This window comes from Paenibacillus sp. 79R4, from assembly GCF_013393165.1.
GTDB lineage: Bacteria > Bacillota > Bacilli > Paenibacillales > Paenibacillaceae > Fontibacillus.
Genome location: NZ_QJOT01000015.1, coordinates 1 through 21,171, shown reverse-complemented (window position 1 = coordinate 21,171; position 21,171 = coordinate 1). Strand labels below are relative to the sequence as shown.

The 21,171-nt window shown below is 47.2% G+C and carries 13 protein-coding genes and 1 riboswitch; of the genes, 10 read left to right on the top strand and 3 right to left on the bottom strand.

The annotated features are described in order from the left end of the window. The first annotated feature begins 75 nt into the window (after positions 1-75). Complete coding sequence (locus tag DMN77_RS18925; protein ID WP_179016016.1) at positions 76-1,527, top strand: ABC transporter substrate-binding protein; 1,452 nt, start codon at positions 76-78, stop codon at positions 1,525-1,527. A gap of 670 nt (positions 1,528-2,197) precedes the next feature. On the opposite strand, the gene DMN77_RS18920 is transcribed toward DMN77_RS18925, so the two are convergent. Both DMN77_RS18920 and DMN77_RS18915 read right to left on the bottom strand, forming a co-directional pair. Continuing rightward, entirely contained in the window at positions 2,198-3,511 is a 1,314-nt protein-coding gene (locus DMN77_RS18920; RefSeq protein WP_068779730.1) for a glutamate-1-semialdehyde 2,1-aminomutase, read from the bottom strand. Between the two features lie 178 nt (positions 3,512-3,689). After that, a complete protein-coding gene (locus DMN77_RS18915; RefSeq protein ID WP_068779731.1) occupies positions 3,690-4,763 on the bottom strand; it encodes an LCP family protein in 1,074 nt (357 codons plus the stop codon). Between the two features lie 125 nt (positions 4,764-4,888). Here DMN77_RS18915 and bcp point away from each other — a divergent pair, with 125 nt between their 5' ends. The 8 genes from bcp to guaA all read left to right on the top strand — a co-directional run bounded on the left by bcp (position 4,889) and on the right by guaA (position 17,313). Beyond that, positions 4,889-5,368, top strand: a complete 480-nt coding sequence (gene bcp / locus DMN77_RS18910) for a thioredoxin-dependent thiol peroxidase (RefSeq protein WP_068779732.1) — start codon at positions 4,889-4,891, stop codon at positions 5,366-5,368. A gap of 90 nt (positions 5,369-5,458) precedes the next feature. Further along, complete coding sequence (locus tag DMN77_RS18905) at positions 5,459-6,031, top strand: TetR/AcrR family transcriptional regulator (RefSeq protein ID WP_068779733.1); 573 nt, start codon at positions 5,459-5,461, stop codon at positions 6,029-6,031. Between the two features lie 106 nt (positions 6,032-6,137). Next, positions 6,138-9,257: an MMPL family transporter gene (locus DMN77_RS18900; protein ID WP_179016015.1), complete on the top strand. Its 3,120-nt coding sequence runs from the start codon at positions 6,138-6,140 to the stop codon at positions 9,255-9,257. Positions 9,258-9,409: 152 nt separating this feature from the next. Further along, positions 9,410-10,843 carry a polysaccharide deacetylase gene (locus DMN77_RS18895; RefSeq protein WP_256872491.1) on the top strand — a complete coding sequence of 478 codons (1,434 nt, stop codon included), beginning with the start codon at positions 9,410-9,412 and terminating at the stop codon, positions 10,841-10,843. A gap of 203 nt (positions 10,844-11,046) precedes the next feature. Beyond that, complete coding sequence (locus tag DMN77_RS18890) at positions 11,047-12,012, top strand: AAA family ATPase (RefSeq protein ID WP_179016014.1); 966 nt, start codon at positions 11,047-11,049, stop codon at positions 12,010-12,012. Continuing rightward, the gene (locus DMN77_RS18885; protein ID WP_179016013.1) at positions 12,009-13,280 is read left to right on the top strand and encodes a DUF58 domain-containing protein; all 1,272 of its coding nucleotides are present in this window, start codon (positions 12,009-12,011) and stop codon (positions 13,278-13,280) included. The genes DMN77_RS18890 and DMN77_RS18885 overlap by 4 nt, the downstream gene beginning before the upstream one ends. Further along, on the top strand, positions 13,267-15,720 hold the full coding sequence (locus tag DMN77_RS18880) for a transglutaminase-like domain-containing protein (protein ID WP_179016012.1): 2,454 nt from the start codon (positions 13,267-13,269) through the stop codon (positions 15,718-15,720). The genes DMN77_RS18885 and DMN77_RS18880 overlap by 14 nt, the downstream gene beginning before the upstream one ends. 54 nt (positions 15,721-15,774) lie before the next feature. Beyond that, positions 15,775-17,313 (top strand): glutamine-hydrolyzing GMP synthase, encoded by a 1,539-nt coding sequence (guaA, locus tag DMN77_RS18875; protein ID WP_179016011.1) that lies wholly within the window; start codon positions 15,775-15,777, stop codon positions 17,311-17,313. A 1,110-nt stretch (positions 17,314-18,423) separates the two neighbouring features. On the opposite strand, the gene DMN77_RS18870 is transcribed toward guaA, so the two are convergent. Continuing rightward, positions 18,424-18,825, bottom strand: a complete 402-nt coding sequence (locus DMN77_RS18870) for a GyrI-like domain-containing protein (protein ID WP_179016010.1) — start codon at positions 18,823-18,825, stop codon at positions 18,424-18,426. Between the two features lie 267 nt (positions 18,826-19,092). Then, positions 19,093-19,193, top strand: a riboswitch (purine riboswitch). A 198-nt stretch (positions 19,194-19,391) separates the two neighbouring features. On the opposite strand from DMN77_RS18870, the gene DMN77_RS18865 reads away from it, so the two are divergent. Further along, the gene (locus DMN77_RS18865) at positions 19,392-20,762 is read left to right on the top strand and encodes an NCS2 family permease (RefSeq protein ID WP_179016009.1); all 1,371 of its coding nucleotides are present in this window, start codon (positions 19,392-19,394) and stop codon (positions 20,760-20,762) included. The last annotated feature ends 409 nt before the right edge of the window (positions 20,763-21,171 follow it).

Below are 21,171 nucleotides of genomic sequence, written 5' to 3'. Positions count from 1 at the left end.
CATCGTCCTTACACCGGGAATCTTCTAATATAAAAATGTAGCAGTTGACAACAATTATGGAAAAGGGGAGTTTCAATGCGCAAGTTCTCAGCAGTACTGATGTGCCTAATGCTGCTAGGTTCACTGCTCGCAGCGTGCGGCGGAAAGAACAATGCAAGCGATCAGGCTAATAACGGAGGAGCAAATACTCCAAGCAATACCGGCGGTACTAACACAGCGACGGATGAGCCGAAGGATGACATTACACAGAGGAAAGTGACGCTGAAAATCCATTATCCGCTGCCGGATGAAACGACGCTTCGTGCGCAAGAAGATGACAAGATCGCCCGCTTCCAAGCGATGTATCCGAATGTCACAATCATTAAGGATGACTGGCAATACGATATTAATGAAATCGGCGTAAAAATGGCTTCCAACGAAGCCCCAACCTTCTACAACACTTGGGCTACAGAAGCGAACTTCCTGGTAGAACGAGGCTGGGTCGCTGATATTACGGATCTTTGGAACAGTTGGGAGTATAAAGACGAGATTAACCCTGTTATACAAAATCAGTTCATCGTGGATGGCAAGGTATTTGGTATAACACAAAACGGTTATATTACCTCTACTGTAGTGAACAAAAAGATTCTGGACGATAAAGGAGTTTCCATTCCTGCCCTCGACTGGACCTGGGATGATATGTACAATACAGCCAAAGAGGTTGCTGATCCGAAAAAAGGGATCTCAGGCATTGCCCCAATGGGCAAAGGCAACGAAGCCGGATGGAACTGGACGAACTTCTTGTTCGAGGCCGGCGGGGATATTGAGAATAATGTAGATGGCAAAGTAACGGCTGTATTTAACAGCGATGCAGGTATCAAAGCCCTCGATTTCTATAAGAAGCTGAGATGGGAAGCAAATGCAATTCCGCAGGACTGGGCTCTCGGCTGGGGCGATGCCGTAAGCTCGTTCCAACAAGGACGTACAGGAATGGTTATTGCGGGCGCATTTGACGTCGTTCAAGCTGCTTTGAATGAAGGTGGCATGAAGCCTGAGGATGTGCTCGTCTATCCGATGCCGGCTGCTGAAGCTGGCGGCAAGCACTACGGAATTTTAGGCGGCAACTATCTGGTTATTAACCCGAACGCAACCAAGGATGAGCAAGAGATGGCTTTCCGCTATATTACTTTTGATTATTTCTCAGAGGGCTCTTTGAAGGCGGTTGAAGATACGATTAATGCTCGCAAGGCAGAAGGTAAGTATTATGTTCCTACGCCACTTGAGTACTTCAAGGAAGATTCCGAGTATGCAGGCAAGATCCAAGCGATTTATGACAAGTACGACAACGTATATAAATACGATCCAAACCTGTTCTCCTTGCTGGAAGGCAAACCGGAAGCTCAATTCGGCACACAGGACTATTATGCAACGATGTCCAATGTAGTCCAGGAATCATTCTCGAAGAAGGATACGGATTCGAAGAAACAGCTTGATGTAGCTGCACAATTCGTGCAGGAGAATTACTTTGATAAAATTGAAGCGAAATAATCAGATTAGTTAATAGTTACACAGCTGTGCAGTAAATGAGGCGTCCTTATTTGGGCGCCTCATTTTGCTGTAATGACTGATGTCTTGACGCTGGGGGGAAGTTTGGTGAGTAGATGGACGAGGGTCCCGGTCATTTTCTAACGAAACGTCATATCGTTATTTGCTCAAAAACAAGCGTGTATAAAATTTAACGAAACATCATATCGTTATTTGGGCTAATTCTGGGCTATGAGCAGTTATTTTTGCTAAATAGCGATACCCTGTTTCGTTATATTTTTTCAAGGCTCATTTGGGCCTGAATAGCGATACCACGTTTCGTTAGAGTGAGCTGCAAATCCGCCGTGAGGCAAGGGGCGTCCACAGGGACGCCGATCTTTTTGATAGAACGGGACTTCCGAAAATTACAAGTAGAACCTACGAGCTGCTTCTTCAACGAATTGGCTACATTACTATAATCGGTAATCTTGATATTTTCGATTGAGATACTCTGGATACAGAAGTTAAAATGTCATCACTCCATCCTCGGATTCACTAGAATTTAATAAAAGAAGCTCAATATATTAGATTTTGCTGTTCCTATTACTTTTCTTTAGTTATTACCCCACAAAATAGCCCCCCGCAGTCCAAGGAAAATACCTGGGCCACAGGGGGCTTAAATGGATGTAATTTTTTATTTGCCGGCGATCTCCTTGAAGGAAGCTTCAGCTGCCTCAAGTGTGAAGTCGATGTCTGCTTCGGTATGAGCCGTCGTCAGGAACCAGGCTTCATATTTGGATGGAGCGAGATTCACGCCGCGATTCAGCATAGCGCGGAAGAAGGCGGCAAATGCTTCGCCATCTGTATCCTGGGCTTCATCATAGTTTGTTACCGGATGGTCACAGAAATGCGTCGAGAAGGAGCCGCGAATACGGTTGATGGTTAATGGTACTCCATGACGCTTGGCGGACTCAGCAAGACCATCAGTCAACTTCACAGTGAGGCGGTTCATTTCCTCATATCCATTAGGATCCTGCAGCACTTCTAGACAAGCGATGCCGGCGGAGATAGAAGCCGGGTTGCCGGCCATCGTTCCGGCTTGATAAGCCGGGCCAAGCGGAGCAACCTTCTCCATGATCTCTTTGCTGCCGCCATAAGCGCCGATCGGCAGGCCCCCGCCGATAATCTTGCCTAGAGCAGTCAGATCCGGCTTGATCGCCTCGTGGTTGTCCAGACCCGCATAAGTTTGGGCGGAGCCGTAATGGAAGCGGAAGGCTGTGATAACCTCATCGTAAATGACGAGCGCGCCGTGCTCGCGTGCCAGCCTGCATACATCCTCAAGGAAGCCAGGCTTCGGCATGACCATCCCGAAGTTGCCGACGATGGGCTCAATCATGACAGCCGCAACGTCGTCGCTCCATTTCTCCAGTGCTTCCTGTAACCCGGTCGCATCGTTGAATGGAACGGTAATAACTTCATGGGCGATGCTTGTCGGGATACCAGCGCTGTCTGGAATACCAAGCGTGGAGGGACCGGAGCCTGCAGCAACAAGCACAAGGTCGGAATGGCCATGATAGCAGCCGGCGAATTTGATGATCTTGTTGCGGCCGGTATAAGCGCGGGCTACGCGGATTGTTGTCATAACAGCTTCTGTACCGGAATTGACGAAGCGGACCTTATCCATCGACGGGATGGCTTCTTTCAGCATTACTGCAAGCTGAATTTCGAGCTCGGTAGGCGTACCATAAAGCGTACCGTTTGCCGCCGCTTCAGTAATTGCTTTCGTGATATGCGGATGGGCATGTCCAGTAATAATTGGGCCATATGCGGCCAGATAGTCAACATACCGGTTGCCATCAACATCCCAGAAGTAGGCGCCTTCGCCTTTTTTCATAAAGACGGGCGCCCCGCCCCCAACCGCTTTGAAAGAGCGGGAGGGGCTGTTGACGCCGCCTACGATATGCTGAAGCGCTTCTTCATATAGTATTTCGGATTGTTTCCTATTCATGATGAGTAAACTTCCTTTCACAGTAGGTAATGATAAGTGTTCAAAAAGTCCGGTTTAGAATCGCGGTCATTCATCCTGGAATGACTGCGATCGGCTTCTTATCAAAAGCGGACTTTTTAAACAACCTCTAATAGAACTTCCAGAGCATAGAATCCAGGTTTTGCCCGTCTCCTCAGGCTCAAGGCCCGCTGGAAGTATCCGCAGCTTCATTCTTAATCTTCGGCGCGCTACTGCCGCCGTTCGTCGTAGAATTGCTGTCATTCCCGCTGTTTTGCTCATCTGTAGAGGTGTCTTCCGTTCGATTGAATACTTCCTGGACATAAGCCTTGAGCTCTTCATCACTCTTAACGCCCAACACGTCGGCTCCGCCAACACTCTTCTCGATCAGCAGGCTCATTGGCGGGATTTGCTCACTGGCCATCATTTTGCTGGAATAGCCTAAATTGGCCAGCTTCCACATATCGTTAATCGTCAGGTTCGTATCGATATATGGATTGACTTTCTCCAGAATGGACGGCAGCTTGAGCAAGGAGGTCGTCGAGATCATTTTATTGGCCACAGCTGTCAAAAAATTACGTTGCCGTTCTGTACGGCTGAAGTCCGAGAGCGCATCATGCCGAAAACGGACGTATTGCAGCGCTGTTTTGCCATCCAGATGCTGTTGTCCTTGCTTCAAATCGATATCGTATTCATGATTATCCGCTTTGCTTGTATAATGCATATCTTTCTCTACATAGAAATCCACCCCGCCGATGGCGTCCACCAGCTCGATGAATCCTTGAAAGTCGGTATATACATAATATTGAATTGGAATGCCTAGTAAGTCGGAGACCGTCTTCATGGCTGTGTTCGGGCCATGAGTAATCGCCGTATTAATTCGATTCATGCCATATTCAGGGACCTTGACATAGGTGTCCCGCATGATCGAGAATAAGTACCCGCGTTTGGTTACCGGATCAAGCGAGGCTACCAGCATGGTATCGGAACGTGGAACTTCGCCTTTTTTGAGACCACGTGCGTCAACACCCATGAGCAGAATATTCACTCGGTCGGTGCCTTCCCATTTTGGCGGTTCCGGGGTCTTGGTTGTCTCCGTCGGTTTAACCTGATAAAATGGAGAATCTTCGCCGGTCTTCTGGAAGTGGTCTACCTGGTTATAAATCGCGGTGAAATAATAAGCCAAAAATCCGACAACGATGACCAGGACCGCGAGCAGCGACCAGAGGATGGTTCGCTTAGTTCGTTTTGTCATATAAATTTCGTTCCTTTCAGAAAAAACGATGAGTTCATTTTGATGGCAGTACTTTAACCATTATAATTTTTTTTAGAGTTACAATCAATTTATGTGAGTTAGTATTCTTTTAGGAGGATTTTCTTATGAATCGGCAATCAGTTGAACTTGGACAACCTGTTCCGGATTTCACCCTTCCCGCTAACGGGGGCAAAGAAGTCAGCTTAAGTCAGTTCCGCGGACAGAAGGTTGTAATCTATTTCTATCCGAAGGACATGACTACAGCTTGTACTCAAGAGGCTTGTGATTTTCGCGACAATTATAGTGCTATTAGCGAGCGAGATGCGGTTGTGCTCGGTATTAGTGGGGACCCGGTGAAGTCGCATGACCGCTTTGTGGAGAAGCAGAACCTTCCGTTTCTACTGCTATCGGATGCAGATCATGAGGTCTGTCGGATGTTCGGCGTATGGCAGCTTAAGAAGATGTATGGCCGTGAATATGAGGGGATCGTACGCTCTACCTTTCTAATTGATGAAGAAGGACGATTGGTCCGCGAATGGCGCGGAATCAGGGTGAAGGGGCATGTAGAGCTGGTTCTGGAGGCAATAAAAGAAACAAGCCTTTAAAGCTCAAAGCTTGAAAATCTAAAAGGTTAAGCCTATAATAGGCGTAAAATACCGGAATGAACATTCATTCCGAATGGATGAGGTGAAAACATGTCCAATCAAAAGCAGAAAGATATCATGGATGCCTCCTTGGCTCTGTTCTCAGAGCGTGGTTATGATGGAACAACCATACCGATGATTGCGGAGAAGGCTCAAGTGGGGGCAGGCACGATTTACCGATATTTTGAGAATAAAGAACAATTGGTTAATGAACTGTTCCAATCATGCCTAGAGAGCTTCTTAAATAAAATTAAAGAGAATTTTCCGTATAGCAGCACTGATCTGCGGGAGCAATTTCATCATATTTTTCAAAAAATGATTGAACTTACGAAGCAGGATGTTTACTTGGTCACATTTATTGAGTCGCATTGTACGGGGCATTATCTCACAGATCAGAGTCGGGAGATGTTCCGAAGCTTTCTGAATTTTTTGAGCCAGTTTCTTGATAAAGGCAGGGAGCAGGGGATTATTGTGGACCACTTCCCAACGCAAGGACTAATCGCCATTGTATACGGGGCCTATTCTCAATTGAATAAACTGATACAATATGGTGTTCTTCAATGGACTGAGGAATTGCTTGACGGAATTGAGGAATGCTGCTGGAACGCTATTAGAATCAATTGATTCTATAGCTTTACTATAAACGGAATGAATATTCATTCCCTATAAACTAAAAGGAAAACGGAATGAACGTTCACTCCGTAATGTTTCCCAGAAGGAGATGGAGAGATTGAGAAAAATACTGAATTGGCGTACAGGAACACTTATGGCATGGATTATAGTTGCGGTTATATCTATAGCGATGATGCCTGATTTGAATGGGTTGATCCGTGAAAAGGGGCAGGTGAGCATACCGGATACGACTCAAAGTGAGATTGCCAAGGTTTTGACTCGCGAGATGACTGATACGGGGCAGGAGAAGTATGATCTCATCGCAGTGTTTCATAGCGGGAGCGAGGCGCCATTGTCCCAAGACCAGCGAAACGCTATTGAACAGGCGGTTACACGATTAACTATAGATCAAGATCAACTAGGCATTCAGGAGATTCTGTCTCCATTTAATAATAAGCAGATGGTGGAACAGCTTGTCTCCAAAGACCGGACGACGATGCTGGTGCAAATCGGTGTGAACAAGCAGGATCATACGATCAATGAAGTGAAGACGATGCTGGATAAATACCTGCAAGTAGATCATGTGGAATCCTATTTGACGGGTAACGCCGTTATTATCGAGGACTTTGTCCAATCGGTTCAGGCAGGGGTTAAGAAAACAGAGCTGATTGCCATCATTTTTATTTTAATAGTATTAATCGCTGTCTTTCGCTCGCCGATTGTTCCTCTCATTTCACTGCTGACCGTCGGTGTGTCGTATTTGGTGTCGATGTCGATCGTCGGGAATCTGGTTGAGCAATTGAATTATCCGTTTTCTAATTTTACTCAGGTGTTCATTGTTATCGTGCTGTTCGGTATAGGGACGGACTATAACATATTGCTCTATTCCAGATTCAAGGAAGAATTAAGCGTTGCGGATAATGTATTAGCGGCTGTCAAAGCGACCTTTAAAACAGCAGGGAAAACGGTTATGTACAGTGGTGCAGCGGTGTTCATCGGTTTTATCACCCTGATCCTGGCCGAGTTCAAAGTGTATCGTTCTGCTTCCGCCGTAGCGATTGGAATCGCTGTGTTATTGCTCGCGCTGAATTCGTTAAATCCGTTTTTTATGGCGCTGCTCGGCAAAAAAATGTTCTGGCCGATCAAAACGTTTAAGGGTCACGGTGAAAATCGCCTATGGGGCTTTCTGGCTAAAAACTCTGTATTGCGTCCCGTCGCAAGCATTGTGATTGTTGCGATGATTAGCATCCCATGTATTTTGACTTACAGTAATTCGTTCAGCTACAACGATCTTCTTGAGGTGGATGACTCGTATGCCTCCAAGCAGGGGATTACTGTGATTGAGGATCACTTTCCAGCGGGATTTTCCTCGCCGGTTAATCTTGTCATTCAATCAGAGCATTCCCTGGAGGATCCGCAAAGCTTGCAAGCTCTTGATGAGATTGTAGATAAAATATCCAAGGTCGATGGGATTTCAAAGGTTTATTCGGTGACCCGGCCGATGGGTGAGAAAATCGATGAGCTGTATATTGACGACCAAAGTCAGCAGCTGAACAGTGGGATTGATGAGGCCAAAAATGGGATTGGCAAAATATCGGGTGGATTATCTACGGCCGAGTCACAGCTCAGTACCGACTCAGCTCGAATGGACGAGGTGCAGAAACTGGCGGACGGAACTGAGGCCGTAAAAGAGGGTGCAGACCAATTAGGAGAAGCATTGACTCAGTTATCGTCTGGACTTCAAAATGGAGCCGCAGGCGCTGGCAAGCTAAAGGCAGGGCTGGCATTATTAAATGAACAAATGACGACTCTTGCCAAGGGAGCCAATCAATTGCATGAGAGCTATGTTCAATTAGCCAACGGATTAGGAAGCTTCGGCGATAAATTTGCGTCCATTCGTCAAGCGATCGATGGCGCAAAGCAGGGATTTGAAATGATAGAACAGTCGATGAATCATCTGCTTCAGGAAAAGCCTGAGCTCGCCAAAGATGGGGATGTGCAAAGCACACTCGCCGTTGCCGCGAGCGCGAAGCAGCAGTTAACCCAATTCACAGAGGAACTGAAGCAATTGACCCCCCAATATGAATCAGCGATGGATGCTTTCAAGCAAGCCAATACATCTCTGACACAGGTTAATGGTGCTTTGTCGCAGATACAACAAGGTGCGGCACAATTGCAAGGAGCTGCTTCAGAACTGGAGGCCGGGGTTACAGCGGGCGCAACAGGCGCAGCGGAAATATCGGATAAAACCTCCCTGCTTGAAACCGGACTCGGGCAAATCAGTGAAGGACAACAGCAAATGCTGACTGGATTGGATGATTTAACGGGCAAGCTGGATCAATTGAAATCGGGATTATCGGATAGTACAGAAGGCTTGAAGCAGATTCATTCGGGGCTTGATGATGCCAATAAATATTTGCGTGATCTGGGGGAATCGGAGGCATCCCGCAAATTATATATCCCTCGAGAGGTCATGGAAGGGGAAGAGTTCCAGCAATCGCTAGACATGTTTATGTCCAGGGATCGGAAGAGCACCAAAGTTCTCATCATTCTAGATGTAAATCCTTTTACAGAGGAAGCTATGGACATGGTAGAGAAGCTGGATAAGCAGGTTCAATCTGCTGTTCAGGGAACAGAATTAAGTGATGCTCATATCGCGATTGGTGGTAAAACCTCGCAAAACTTGGATTTGCGGGATCTCTCCAAAAGCGACTTCAGCCGTACAGCTGTAATTATGCTGGTGGGGATCGGCCTGGTTCTTATTTTAATCACACGCTCCATCTGGCAGCCGCTTCTAATTATTGGCTCACTGGTATTAACTTACGGGATGTCGCTTGGAATCGGCGAATGGATTACTGACAAGTTCCTGGGCGTTTCCGAAATGGGCTGGAATATACCGTTCTTCTCCTTTGTCATGCTTATCGCTTTAGGCGTTGATTACAGCATATTTTTGATGATGCGGTATCGGGAAACCGAGGGTTCACCGGATAGAAAAATAACGGACTCAGCAATTCATATAGGTGGCATAGTTATCTCTGCAGCGATCATATTGAGCGGGACCTTCGCAGCCTTAATGCCTTCGGGGGTATTGTCACTTATCGAAATAGCAATTGTCGTGATCACAGGGTTATTGCTCTTAAGCTTGATTATTTTACCTGTCTTGATCCCAGCCTGCATTGGCCTTGCATATAAAATAACGAATCGAAAGTCCGCGAAAGACGAGAATTTCAACTCCTAACAGGAACTTCACCGGATTACTTCGTGTGACAGCGATAGACTTCTTGAATGATCCTTTTACCAGGATTCATTGAAGAAGTCTATTTCTATACTTCCCGACATACAATCTACCAGATGCAAAATGATTCATATAAACGGCGGAGGTAGAAATAAATGAAAAGAAGATTCATTTCCAGTCTTGTGATGATTCCAATCCTTTTTGTAGTGCTGGTATTTGCGGTAAGCTCGCTCTTCATCTCCCGGGAGGCGGGGATTATGGAGGCTTCGGCCTATTCCTCCAAACAGGTCGGGGCCTTGGAGAGCAGGATTACACCGGAACAGACGGTGGCTGGGGCAGGGGAAGCAGCGCTGGATAAGGCTCATGAAGAGCAGATTACACAGTCGCGGCAAGCAGCGCCTGCTGTAAATAACAGCTCAAGTATAGAGTCGGATTTATCAGGACTGGATTCAGATAAAGCGGTTGCCGGAGCGGTGACGCTGACCGCTGGGACGCCGGCTGCGATGACTCAATCCGATAAGGCAGACAAGGTTGTCTATCTTACCTTTGATGACGGGCCCAGTAATTTAACCGATCAAGTGCTAAAAATTTTGAAAAAAGAAAATGTTCCCGCTACTTTTTTTGTCCTGGGGGGGAACGCCAAGAAAATGCCAGAGGTTATTACACGGATTGTTGAGGCAGGTCATACGATTGGCAATCATACTTATAATCATGAATACAGCGAGCTGTACAAGAGCTTCAATGTATTCTGGGGCCAGATTAAGGAGACAGAGGAAGTGCTGCGCCAGATTACCGGAGTACGTCCCGAGCTGGTTCGAGCCCCAGGCGGTACCTATGATCATTTTGACAAGACCTATTTTGATTTAATGGAGCAGGCCGGCTATAAAATATTTGATTGGGACGTGGACAGCGGGGACTCCAAGCGAAAGGGCGTACCGGCTGCGGAAATTTTACGAAACAGTACTCCGGATAAATTGAAGAATCAGATGATTGTACTGATGCATGACGGGGCGGGACACGCGGAGACGGTCAAGGCGCTTCCAGGAATTATCGATTTCTACAAAAAACAAGGGTACATGTTCCGCACGCTGTCAGCAGAGCAGCCGTCCGTGCATTTTTCGATCTCCGACAAGATGAAGCGTACAACGCGATCTGCCCCATCCCAGGCCTGGATTGATAGTCATATTGTGCCAAACGCATCCTTGTTCGCTCCCGGATTGCCGCTGTATGTAGAGGCTGGTGGCGTACAGACGAAGCTGGCCGCCGGGGAGTACGACTTACAGGGAGAGCAATACCAGGTTCCGCTGCGGGCAGTGATGGAGCGCCTGGGGGCCAAAGTGGTCTGGGATCATCCGAATCGCAGCGCCGTCATTACCTGGGGAGAATCTAAGGTTATTATCGATACGATAGAAAATGTGATCATGACCGAGTCCGATTTGGCCGATGGCAATGAGAAGGCTCAATCTATCTCAATTACGAGAAAGAACGGAGCCATTTGGGTACCGCTGCGCTCCATTCTCGAGGCGACAGGACATCCGATTCTCTCCACTTCCTCTACCACCGAGGAACGGCTTGTAAGGGCCAGATGAAGCGTTCCTCTCTTAAGGGGTTCGTTCCAAAAGGCTGGTTATCAGCACTAAGGCCTATGCTTCCGTTGTGCGTTTTTTTCAAAACGCTTCAATTAGACGAGGCTAGGGACGACTGGTTAACTATACTTTATAGGTCTATTCCTGCTAGATTCTGGCGATACTGGTTGATAGATTGAATCGCCGGAAATGGAGGAATAGTAGAGATGAATCAAGAACTGGCTCAAGAGCTGCTTGAGCGCCTGGTGAACCGGGTGGAACGTGTCATTGTCGGTAAAAGAAAGGAAATTGAACTTATTCTCGTATCGATGTTATGCGGCGGGCATGTATTGCTGGAGGATGTGCCCGGGGTTGGGAAGACGATGCTGGTCAGAACATTGGCGAGCTGCGTAGGCGGTACCTTCGGACGGATTCAGTTCACGTCCGACCTGATGCCTGCCGATGTCACCGGGGTAACGGTGTATCATCCGCAATCCGGATATTTCGAGTTCAAGCAGGGGCCGATTCATGCCAACATCGTGCTTGCTGATGAATTAAACCGGGCCGCTCCGCGGACTCAATCCGCGTTGCTTGAGGCGATGGAGGAGCGAAAGGTAACGGTAGACGGGATTACCCGTCCCCTGCCTGAGCCTTTTTTGCTATTCGCAACGCAGAATCCGTTGGAATATGAGGGAACCTATCGGTTGCCGGAGGCTCAATTAGACCGTTTCCTAATGAGGTTGTCTCTTGGCTACCCGGCACCGGAGCAAGAAATAGAGATGCTGGGGCGCTTCAGCGACCCGCAGGCAGCAGTGGTAAAGCCAATATTGCTGCCGGAAGAGATGATGGCGATCCAGCGCCATGTCAGAATGGTGCTCGTGGATGATAGAATCAAGCGATATTTGGTAGAAGTGGCGGATAAATCCCGGCGTCATCCGCAGATCTCGCTGGGCATTAGCCCGCGGGGCACGCTCTCCTGGCTGGGAGCGAGCCAGGCTATGGCTTTCTGCCAAGGACGAACCTATGTGGTCCCTGATGATGCCAAGCAGGTAGCGGAAGCTGTATTAGCACATCGAATCATGCTGAATAGCGAAGCAAGAATCTCCGGGCTGAATCCCCATCAGGTCATCGCTGACCTATTAAATGGCATACCGGTTCCTGTATTTCATCGTGCTCCGGGTGTCCCGTCATGAGGGAAAGGGCTTGGAATGGGTTATGGTATGCACTGGCGGCTGGACTGCTGGTCGCACTGTACATTTGGCGGGGAGGAGCAACGCTGCTTTTTTTATGCCTGCTGCTTGGCTTGCTGATATTTCAGGGAGTGGTCATTCTATTATTGGGACCACGCTCCGTTAAGATAGAACGCTCCTGGCTGCCTCTACAACCAGAGGCTGGGGAGCCTATAGAAGTGACTTTGCGTATTAAGGCTGCGGGGGGAATTCCCGTCCCCTGGCTGCTTATAAGGGACAAGCTGGCGATGCAAGCTGAACGGATGGATCCGGATCAAGAATACGAAAATGGGAGCTTGCTGCTAAGCGGGCTTCGCAGGCAGCACACCGTAAAATATGTAATAACGAACCCACGGCGAGGAGTTTACGGAACAGAAGCGGTGTACGTAAGTTATGGTGACCCGCTGGGTTACTTCAAACGGACACGAAGGATTGTCATGGACGATACCATTTATGTTCACCCTTCGCGTCTGGCTGCTTACCCTGGCAAAGAGGTACATCCCGTTGGTGATGAGGAGATGACCTCAGGTGCAATTCTTAGAAATATGGAGACAAGTTCATCTATAGCGCGTATTCGTGAATATTTGCCAGGCGATCCACTCCATCGCATTTATTGGAAGGGCTCCGCGAGGACGGGCACGCTGCTGGCCCGGATTCCAGATGTGAGGGGGAAGGAAACTCGCTGCTTATGGCTGGATACTCGGCATATCGCGTATGAGCCTGAAGCGCAGCAGGGCCGTCCGGTGGTTCCGGTACGGGCTAATTTTGAGCTGGCCGTTCAAGCAGCTGCGGACCTTCTTCGCAACGAGACAGCCGAGATGTCTGATCGAGAAGCCAGTGGCAGTGAGATAGAGCTTCGTTATGGAGCATCCGCCGAAGCGATCATCGTCTCCACCCTTCAGGGGCTTCGGCAAGGGCTTGATCTGTTGGCAGGAGTTAGAACCGATCGTTCGGCTTCCCGTCTTGTCATTCCCGTTGACGCGATGACTTCCCGTGTTGGGGTGATCCATACCCTGATCACGGGAAGAGTGACTTCCGAGCTGGTATCTGTAGCTACGCAACTGGCGGAGTCGGGCGTGAAACTAGAGATCTGGTCTTCGATACCTAGCAGTGAGGCGGAGCGTGGAACGTGGTTAGCCCGACTGCAGCGTGTGGGCATCCCTTACGTTGACCTGGCTTCATGGGTGTCCGCGAAAGCTAATGACAGGGGGGACGGACATGCCAGCGCCTAATCTGGAAGGAAGGGTCAGAGGGGATAACCTGACGGTGTTCGCTGCACCATTACAGGCAGGAGGCCCTGCTTCATTCCGCCAATTAGTGGTGAACAGAAGTGTGATCTCCCTGCTGCTATTTGCGTTGTTCTCGGAATGGCTATTTCCGCTGCAGAAGTTGATCGGTGATGATCATTATCGTGTCATCACTCTGTTTATGATGCTCACAGGTGCACTGTTGTTCATCGGCTGCCTGAACTTGCCAAAGGGCCTGCTGTTTGGCTTATACCCTTTGCTGGTCAGTGCGTCTCTGTACTTCCTGTATGGGGTGGGAAGCGGGGGAAGATGGTTCTCCAGCTATGCTCAGCTGCTGGGAAATGATCTTACAGATATTGTCCAATCAGGCCGGTTATACGAGGTAAGCATCGAGACGCGTGCTCTGCTGCTTCTTATCGGCTGGACACTGTTGGTATCCTCCGTGCAAATATTGGCCTTTGGCAGGCAGAGCGCGATGTTGTTCTTCGTAGCATCGATTGTTTACTTGCTGGCGCTTGAAATAGCCGGTGAACTGAATATATATGCTGGCCTTGTCCGCACTCTATGCTGGGGGCTGCTTTTGCAGCTAGTCCTGTTCAGGCAAAGACTGCAGATTATAACGGGGGGTCTGTCCTTCCCAGAGACAAAGCCATTGCGCCATTCATGGCGAATGCCAATGCAGGTTTTAGGAGCGGAAGGACATCGGAATCTTGCAGGTCAGCTGCGAACAAGAGGAATGGAGCGGATTTGGCTCGCAGTTAGTGCTGTTTTTTTATTGGCAGGCTTGTTAGGGACAGCCTTTCTTACTATCCGCATGCCCGTGAAGCCCGTAAGAGAGATCGCCTGGAATGAGGTGATCCGGGCCTGGGAGAATTGGAATGGCGAACGGCTCGGGGAAAGACAAACCCAGGCGTATAAGATGTCTGGATATGGCCAGGATGATTCCACTTTGGGGTCTGCTCTGAGCCTTCGGCATGAAAGATACTTTACGGCTTTCTCGCCCTATCGTACATATTGGCGCGGCGAGAGTAAAAATGTATATACGGGACAAGGCTGGCTGGAGTCCGGTACAGACCGAATTTTGCTTGAAAATGTGGGGGATGCCCCCGCAATCCCGGCTTCTAGCGGTGCCCAGGCCGGAGAGACGAGCGAGGCGGGAGCTATTTTTGAACAGACTGTTATATTCTCTAAGCCGGAGAGCAGGGATATTCCTCTGTTTACGGGCGGCCTGCCCACGGGAACCGGACGTTTATATGTCGATGAGAATCTGGAGGAGAAGGCCGACAGCGGTATCTTATACGATTCATCCTCGAATGCGGCCTTTAGCAAATTGGAGCGAAATGAGAAGCTGTATGGCTATAAAGTAAGGGTACAGCCGCAGCAATATACGTTGGATCAATTGAAGCAAGCTGGGGGTATCGCCGATCCTGGAGAAGAGGCAACCATACAGCAGTCGCTGCAATTGCCTCAGCAATTGCCGTTACGCGTTAGGAGTCTGGGGACCGAACTGGTCGGGCAGGGCTCGAACCGGTATGAGTCAGTTACTGCGGTTATGAACTATTTACAGAACAACTATACGTACAATCTTAATACGTCGCTCCCCCCATCCGGTCATGACTTTGTGGATGATTTTCTATTCGAGAGCCAAAGCGGGTATTGTGATCATTTCTCGACGGCGATGACCGTCTTGCTGCGAAGTGGAGGGGTGCCCGCCAGATGGGTCAAAGGCTTCGCACCCGGGGAACTTATAGCGACAACTAGTAATCAGTATGACGTTGCCTATTCGGATGCTCATTCTTGGGTAGAAGTTTATTTTCCTGGGCTAGGCTGGGTGCCCTTTGATCCAACGCCAGGCTTTGAGAGCTTATCCGTATTTGGCCAGGAGAATATCGCAGAGACGTCTTCTGAACTTGATATGGGTTTAATCATGGAACAAGCAGTCCGGATTGCACACCAAATGAAGCAAGGGCTGTCTATGGCGGCCCATATGCTCTGGATCAGGATTGCGCCGAATCTGCTCATGTGGACCATTGTGCTGTGCAGTATACCCGCTGTCGTCTGGTTGCTCTGGAGTTATCGTCGGGAGCTATTTTGCTGGAACGCGCTTTTGTTGAGTCTCTATCTCCTTAAGCCGCGCCGACAATTTCCTGGTTCCGATGAATTGCTATTGGCAGCCGATATCGTCTGGCGTCAGTTATATCGATGCTTTGGCCTTAAGCCACAAGCTATGACCGCACGGGAGTACATGACTTTGGTGCAAGCTGGGAACAGAGAAAATTATACCGAATTGGATGATTTTATAATGAACTGGGAAAACCTCTATTATGGAAGGGTCAGGTTGGGGCGACATGAAAGTATGCATTTTTTGAGGAGATGCCGAGATTTGGCATATCGTTACCGCGATCTCCCTCATGATCTTCCTTGACGACATCTTTCGTCGTTGCGTATAATTATTGTCATTAATTGAGGGAGGCCAGTTATGAATAAGCCAAATGAAATCATTGTCGTTCTGGATTTTGGAGGACAATATAACCAACTAATCGCTAGACGGATTCGCGACCTGGGCGTGTACAGCGAATTGTTGCCATATAATACCCCGGTGGGGCGTCTTCGCGAGCTGGCGCCGAAGGGCATCGTGTTCTCTGGCGGACCGGCTAGTGTATATGCAGAAGATGCTCCACATATCGATCCGGCTATTTATGACATCGGTGTTCCGATTTTCGGAATCTGCTACGGAATGCAATTGATGGCGCAACAGCTTGGAGGCAAGGTTGAGCGGGCGAACAAACGTGAGTACGGTAAATCTGAAGTCGATTTTGACCCTAATCTGGCTTTGGTGAAGGGTCTGGATACAAAACAGACATTATGGATGAGCCACGGGGATCATGTTACACAAATGCCGGAAGGATTTACACTAGGGGGTTGGACAGGGTCTGCACCTATCGCTGCCTTCGTTAATAAAGAGCGCGAATTGTACGGGGTTCAGTTCCATCCGGAGGTTCGTCACTCCCTGCACGGGAATGAGATGATTAAGAATTTCCTGTATGAAGTTTGTAAGTGCGAGGGCAACTGGTCCATGGAGACCTTTATTGAGGATACCATTCGAGATATTCGCAACCAGGTTGGCGACAAGAAGGTACTGTGCGCATTAAGCGGCGGGGTAGATTCATCTGTCGTAGCCATGCTGATTCATAAAGCGATCGGTGATCAGCTTACTTGTATGTTCATCGACCACGGCTTGCTCCGTAAAGGCGAAGCTGAGAGCGTGATGGAGACCTTTGTTGGCAAGTTCGATATGAAAGTGGTCAAGATTGATGCTCGCGAACGATTCCTCTCGAAGCTGGCTGGAGTGGATGATCCTGAGAAGAAGCGTAAAATTATCGGTAACGAATTCATTTACGTATTTGACGAAGAATCCAGCAAATTTGATGACTTTAGGTTCCTGGCTCAAGGTACTTTGTATACGGATATTGTCGAGAGCGGTACGGCGACGGCGCAGACGATCAAGTCTCACCACAACGTTGGCGGCTTGCCAGAAGACATGAAGTTCGAATTAGTCGAACCGCTGAAGGCGCTGTTTAAGGATGAAGTTCGTAAAGTTGGCGAAGAGTGCGGCTTGCCTAAGGAAATCGTCTGGAGACAGCCGTTCCCGGGTCCAGGTCTGGCCATTCGCGTATTGAGCGATGTAACGGAAGACAAACTGAAGATCGTTCGCGATTCCGATTATATCCTGCGTGAAGAGATTGCCAATGCGGGCCTTGACCGCGAAATCTGGCAATACTTCACCGCTCTGCCTAATATGAAGAGTGTAGGTGTCATGGGCGACGAGCGCACCTATTCCTACACCGTCGGCATCCGCGCTGTAACCTCCATCGACGGCATGACCGCCGACTGGGCGCGTATCCCTTGGGATGTGCTCGAGAAAATCTCGGTACGGATCGTCAACGAGGTAGAGAATGTCAACCGCGTTGTGTATGACATTACCTCGAAGCCACCGGCTACGATTGAGTGGGAATAAACTGAGAGAAATGATGATCTGAAACGACGTGAATTCTTGGTCACAAGGGTTTGTAGTGTTTAAGGCAATGCAATTCCCATTGCACCCGCAACCATTGGATGATAAAAGTTACTCTCTTTTATCTGCGTTATTTACCAGATGAAAGGGAGTTTTTTTATAGCCCAAATTAATGAGTTAATCGAGGATTTCAGACTAAATCAAGAAGTACGGGGCAGAGCCAAGAAGTACATTGATATCAGTATATATCGCTTAAACAGGTGGCAAGAATATACCTTTACAAAAAAACAATAAGGATAATAGAGCAAATATTAAAAAAGTTCGTTCATGAATTGACAACTCAGGTCTTTTTAAGTAGTGTTCCGAAACTATTTTAACGACTTTATTGTTTGAGTTTGGTAAAAAGATGAGAGCATTTAAGGAAGAAATTAAAGATAGGGTAACTAAGAACCAATGAAACATTATGACAAAGAGTGTCCATTTTTGGACACTCTTTGTCAGTTGATAGTGGATCAATACTTAATGTAGCCAATGATATATTGCTTTCTGTACTAATTCCAAAGCCCTTAACTGTTTCACTAATATATTATTCTTTTCCATAATGTCAACACCGTGCTGCTTTAGTCTTGACGCTTATGATAATTATTTTATTAGAATTAGCTTTCAATACGATGTCTGTCCCTCAGGATCATTATTAATGAAAGTATCCTGCTTGACCTCTTTTTTTATAGTTAGAAAAAGGAGGGCAGGGTTAATCGTTTTGTTATTTTGAACTGATATTGATAAGATCACTTACTTTCTGCCATCGGCAAGTTTGGAACCTTCAGGATAGAGATTTTCATAGATGGTGGAAGAAATAAAGAAGTTATCGTCTCTCCAAATATACTTTCCAAGATCATCATAAAATCGTATTTGCCCCCTGTCCTAAAGACATTTTCATAGCTTAACACTATCCTAGCCGAAAGAAGCCTGCTTTGATTGGGATATCCATGAATTTAACCTTTAACAAGACACTCTGTCCTGAAAAGAGGGAGGTAGAGTCACAATTAGTGTTTTGTATTGGATAGTTATACAGGGTAAAGGGAATTAGACACTTGTCTAGATTTAAGGTGGTTACGCTTTGTTAATAGCAATATAGATTTCAATCTCTCCATTTATATCGTATTTTTCAAAATCGAATGTGTAAGCTCTGTCTAACTCCCCGTTTTCTTCTAAAGCCCAAATCTGCTGCCAGGTTTCGAATACACCATTGTCTTTGGAGCTGTCTACTTTGAAAATTTCATAACCTTGTTCAGATATAGTGAGCTTGTTAGTTGTACTGAAGGAAGAGGTAGCAATCGAAAGATCGTAATCGCCTTTGTAATTACTCTCATAGTTGTGGTATACGCCGAAAATGACCGTGTTCGCGACCTCGGGCCGAGCTTGTATGCTCTGCCACACCCCCGTAATTTTTGAGTACATGTCAGGGTCTGTAAAATTATTTGTGCGAATGCTTTCCAAAATATATAGTTCCATTTTTTACCACTCCTTTTGTTGTATTTGATCTCATCTTAGACCATGTAATATGACAACATATCGTCTTATTCTAATATTTTGTGGTATGGATACAGGATAATATAACAATACTATAGGAGAAATTACTAATTTTTTGACAAATCACGAACATTAAAAAGAAATACATCCAAAAACATTCGCTTTTCATGTTGACAAGAATATTGTTCGCGCCTAGAATAGTCCATGTAGCAAATCTTCAAGTAAAGAGCTGCTGTTACAGGAACTATCGACAAATTTCTATATGCTTTTCGTATAATTCCGGGAATTGGCCCGGAAGTTTCTACGAGGTCACCGTAAATGATCTGGCTACGGAAAGAAGAGGCGCACCGGCAATAACTCCGGACGATATATAGAATCATGTCCTTATCCGCCAGATGCGGGGTACGGACTTGGAATTCTATTCTCCCGGCGCTTCTTCTATTCAGCAAGTGACCTGGGAAGCTAGTAACAACCCGGGTTTTTTGTCGTTCCTGACTTATTTTAAGCTATAGCTTTTGAACAAGCACTTTTAAGGGGGAAATTTAACAATGGATCGGTTCTTTAAGCTTAAGGAACACGGAACAAATGTAAAAACTGAAATCATCGCGGGTATTACGACATTTATGACGATGGCCTATATTTTATTCGTCAACACGTTGTTCCTTGGACCAAACGGAGCTGGTATTCCTGCTGATGGTGTTTTCTTCGCAACGACGGTAGGGGCGGGCCTGATTACAATTATTATGGGATTATTCGTTAACATCCCGATCGCGCTTGCGCCTGGTATGGGACTTAATGCGTACTTCATGACCGTTGTTCTTAGCTCTGGAGGAGAAATCACTTGGCAAGCCGCCCTTGGGGCCGTATTTATTTCCGGTATCATTTTTATCATCCTCACGATTACGAAGGTTCGTCAATTGCTGCTCGTTGCCGTTCCACAAAGTCTTAAAGCCGCTATCACGGTGGGTATCGGTTTGTTCGTAGCAAGCCTCGGTTTGAAAATGAGTAATTTGATCGCCGCAAACTTGTCGGGAGTTGAAGATGCAACGGTTACGATTCCTGGCAGCAGCATTAACTTTGCTTTTGGCGATTTTGTTCATAGTCATGATGTCCAATTAACATTAATCGGTTTGATTCTGATTGCTATTCTGATGGCAATGCGTGTAAAAGGCGCTTTATTAATAGGTATCGTGGCAACAACTTTGATTGGTATTCCGATGGGAGTTACTGACGTAAGCGGCTTGTCGCATGCAACTTGGTTCCCTAACCTGAGCGACCTAGCAGTCGGCAAACTTGATATCGCAGGTGCGTTCAAGCTTGGTTTGCTCGAAATTGTATTCGTCTTTACCTTTGTTGAGTTGTTCGATACATTTGGTACACTTGTTGGTACGGCTACACGGGCCGGGTTGATGAAGGATAAGGAAAAAGGCGAGAAGATGATCGGTAAGGCGATGCTTGTTGACGCAGTTGGCGTTAGTACGGGTGCTGTGCTTGGTACAAGTACGATCACTTCCTTCGTGGAAAGTACGGCAGGCGTTGCTGAAGGCGGACGTACAGGTCTGACTTCCGTAACTACGGGAATCCTGTTCATCTGCGCTCTGTTCATTGCGCCGCTGGCTGGAGTAGTTCCATCCGCTGCAACGGCTCCGGCATTGATTACAGTTGGTGTATTGATGATGGGTCAAGTGAAGTCGATTGAATGGGACGATTTCCTGTATGCATTCCCGGCATTCCTGACCATTATCCTGATGCCGTTCTCCGGAAGTATTGCTAACGGGATCTCGGCAGGTATCGTATCTTACGTAATTCTTGCTGTATTCAGCAACATGGTTAACAAGAACAAAGTTAAGATTCACTGGTTGATGTGGATTCTGACTGTTTTGATCCTCTGCCGCTACATTTTCCTTGGCGCAGAATAATGTCATTAATATAAGTAAGTATTTTAAAGGCTGGTCGCCCGTGGGGTGACCGGCCTTTTCTGTATTTTTATTTGGAATTAATTACAATTTGTATTTGGGTGCAATATTTGATATATTGATTAAACGCCGCTTCAAACGGCTGGTTGATTTTAGAAAAGACAAGCTTAAAAAAGTTGTTGCTTTTCTGAAATGGACATGATATACTATAAGAGTTGCTGCTGAGAACGCAGCGACGCTAAAAACGAAGTTGATCTTTGAAAACTGAACAACGAGTGAGCGGGTTTCACGTCAAGTGAAAACTAAGAAATTAGTCAGATTCAACATGAGCTAATCGCTCTTTTCAATGAGTAACACTTTATTGGAGAGTTTGATCCTGGCTCAGGACGAACGCTGGCGGCGTGCCTAATAC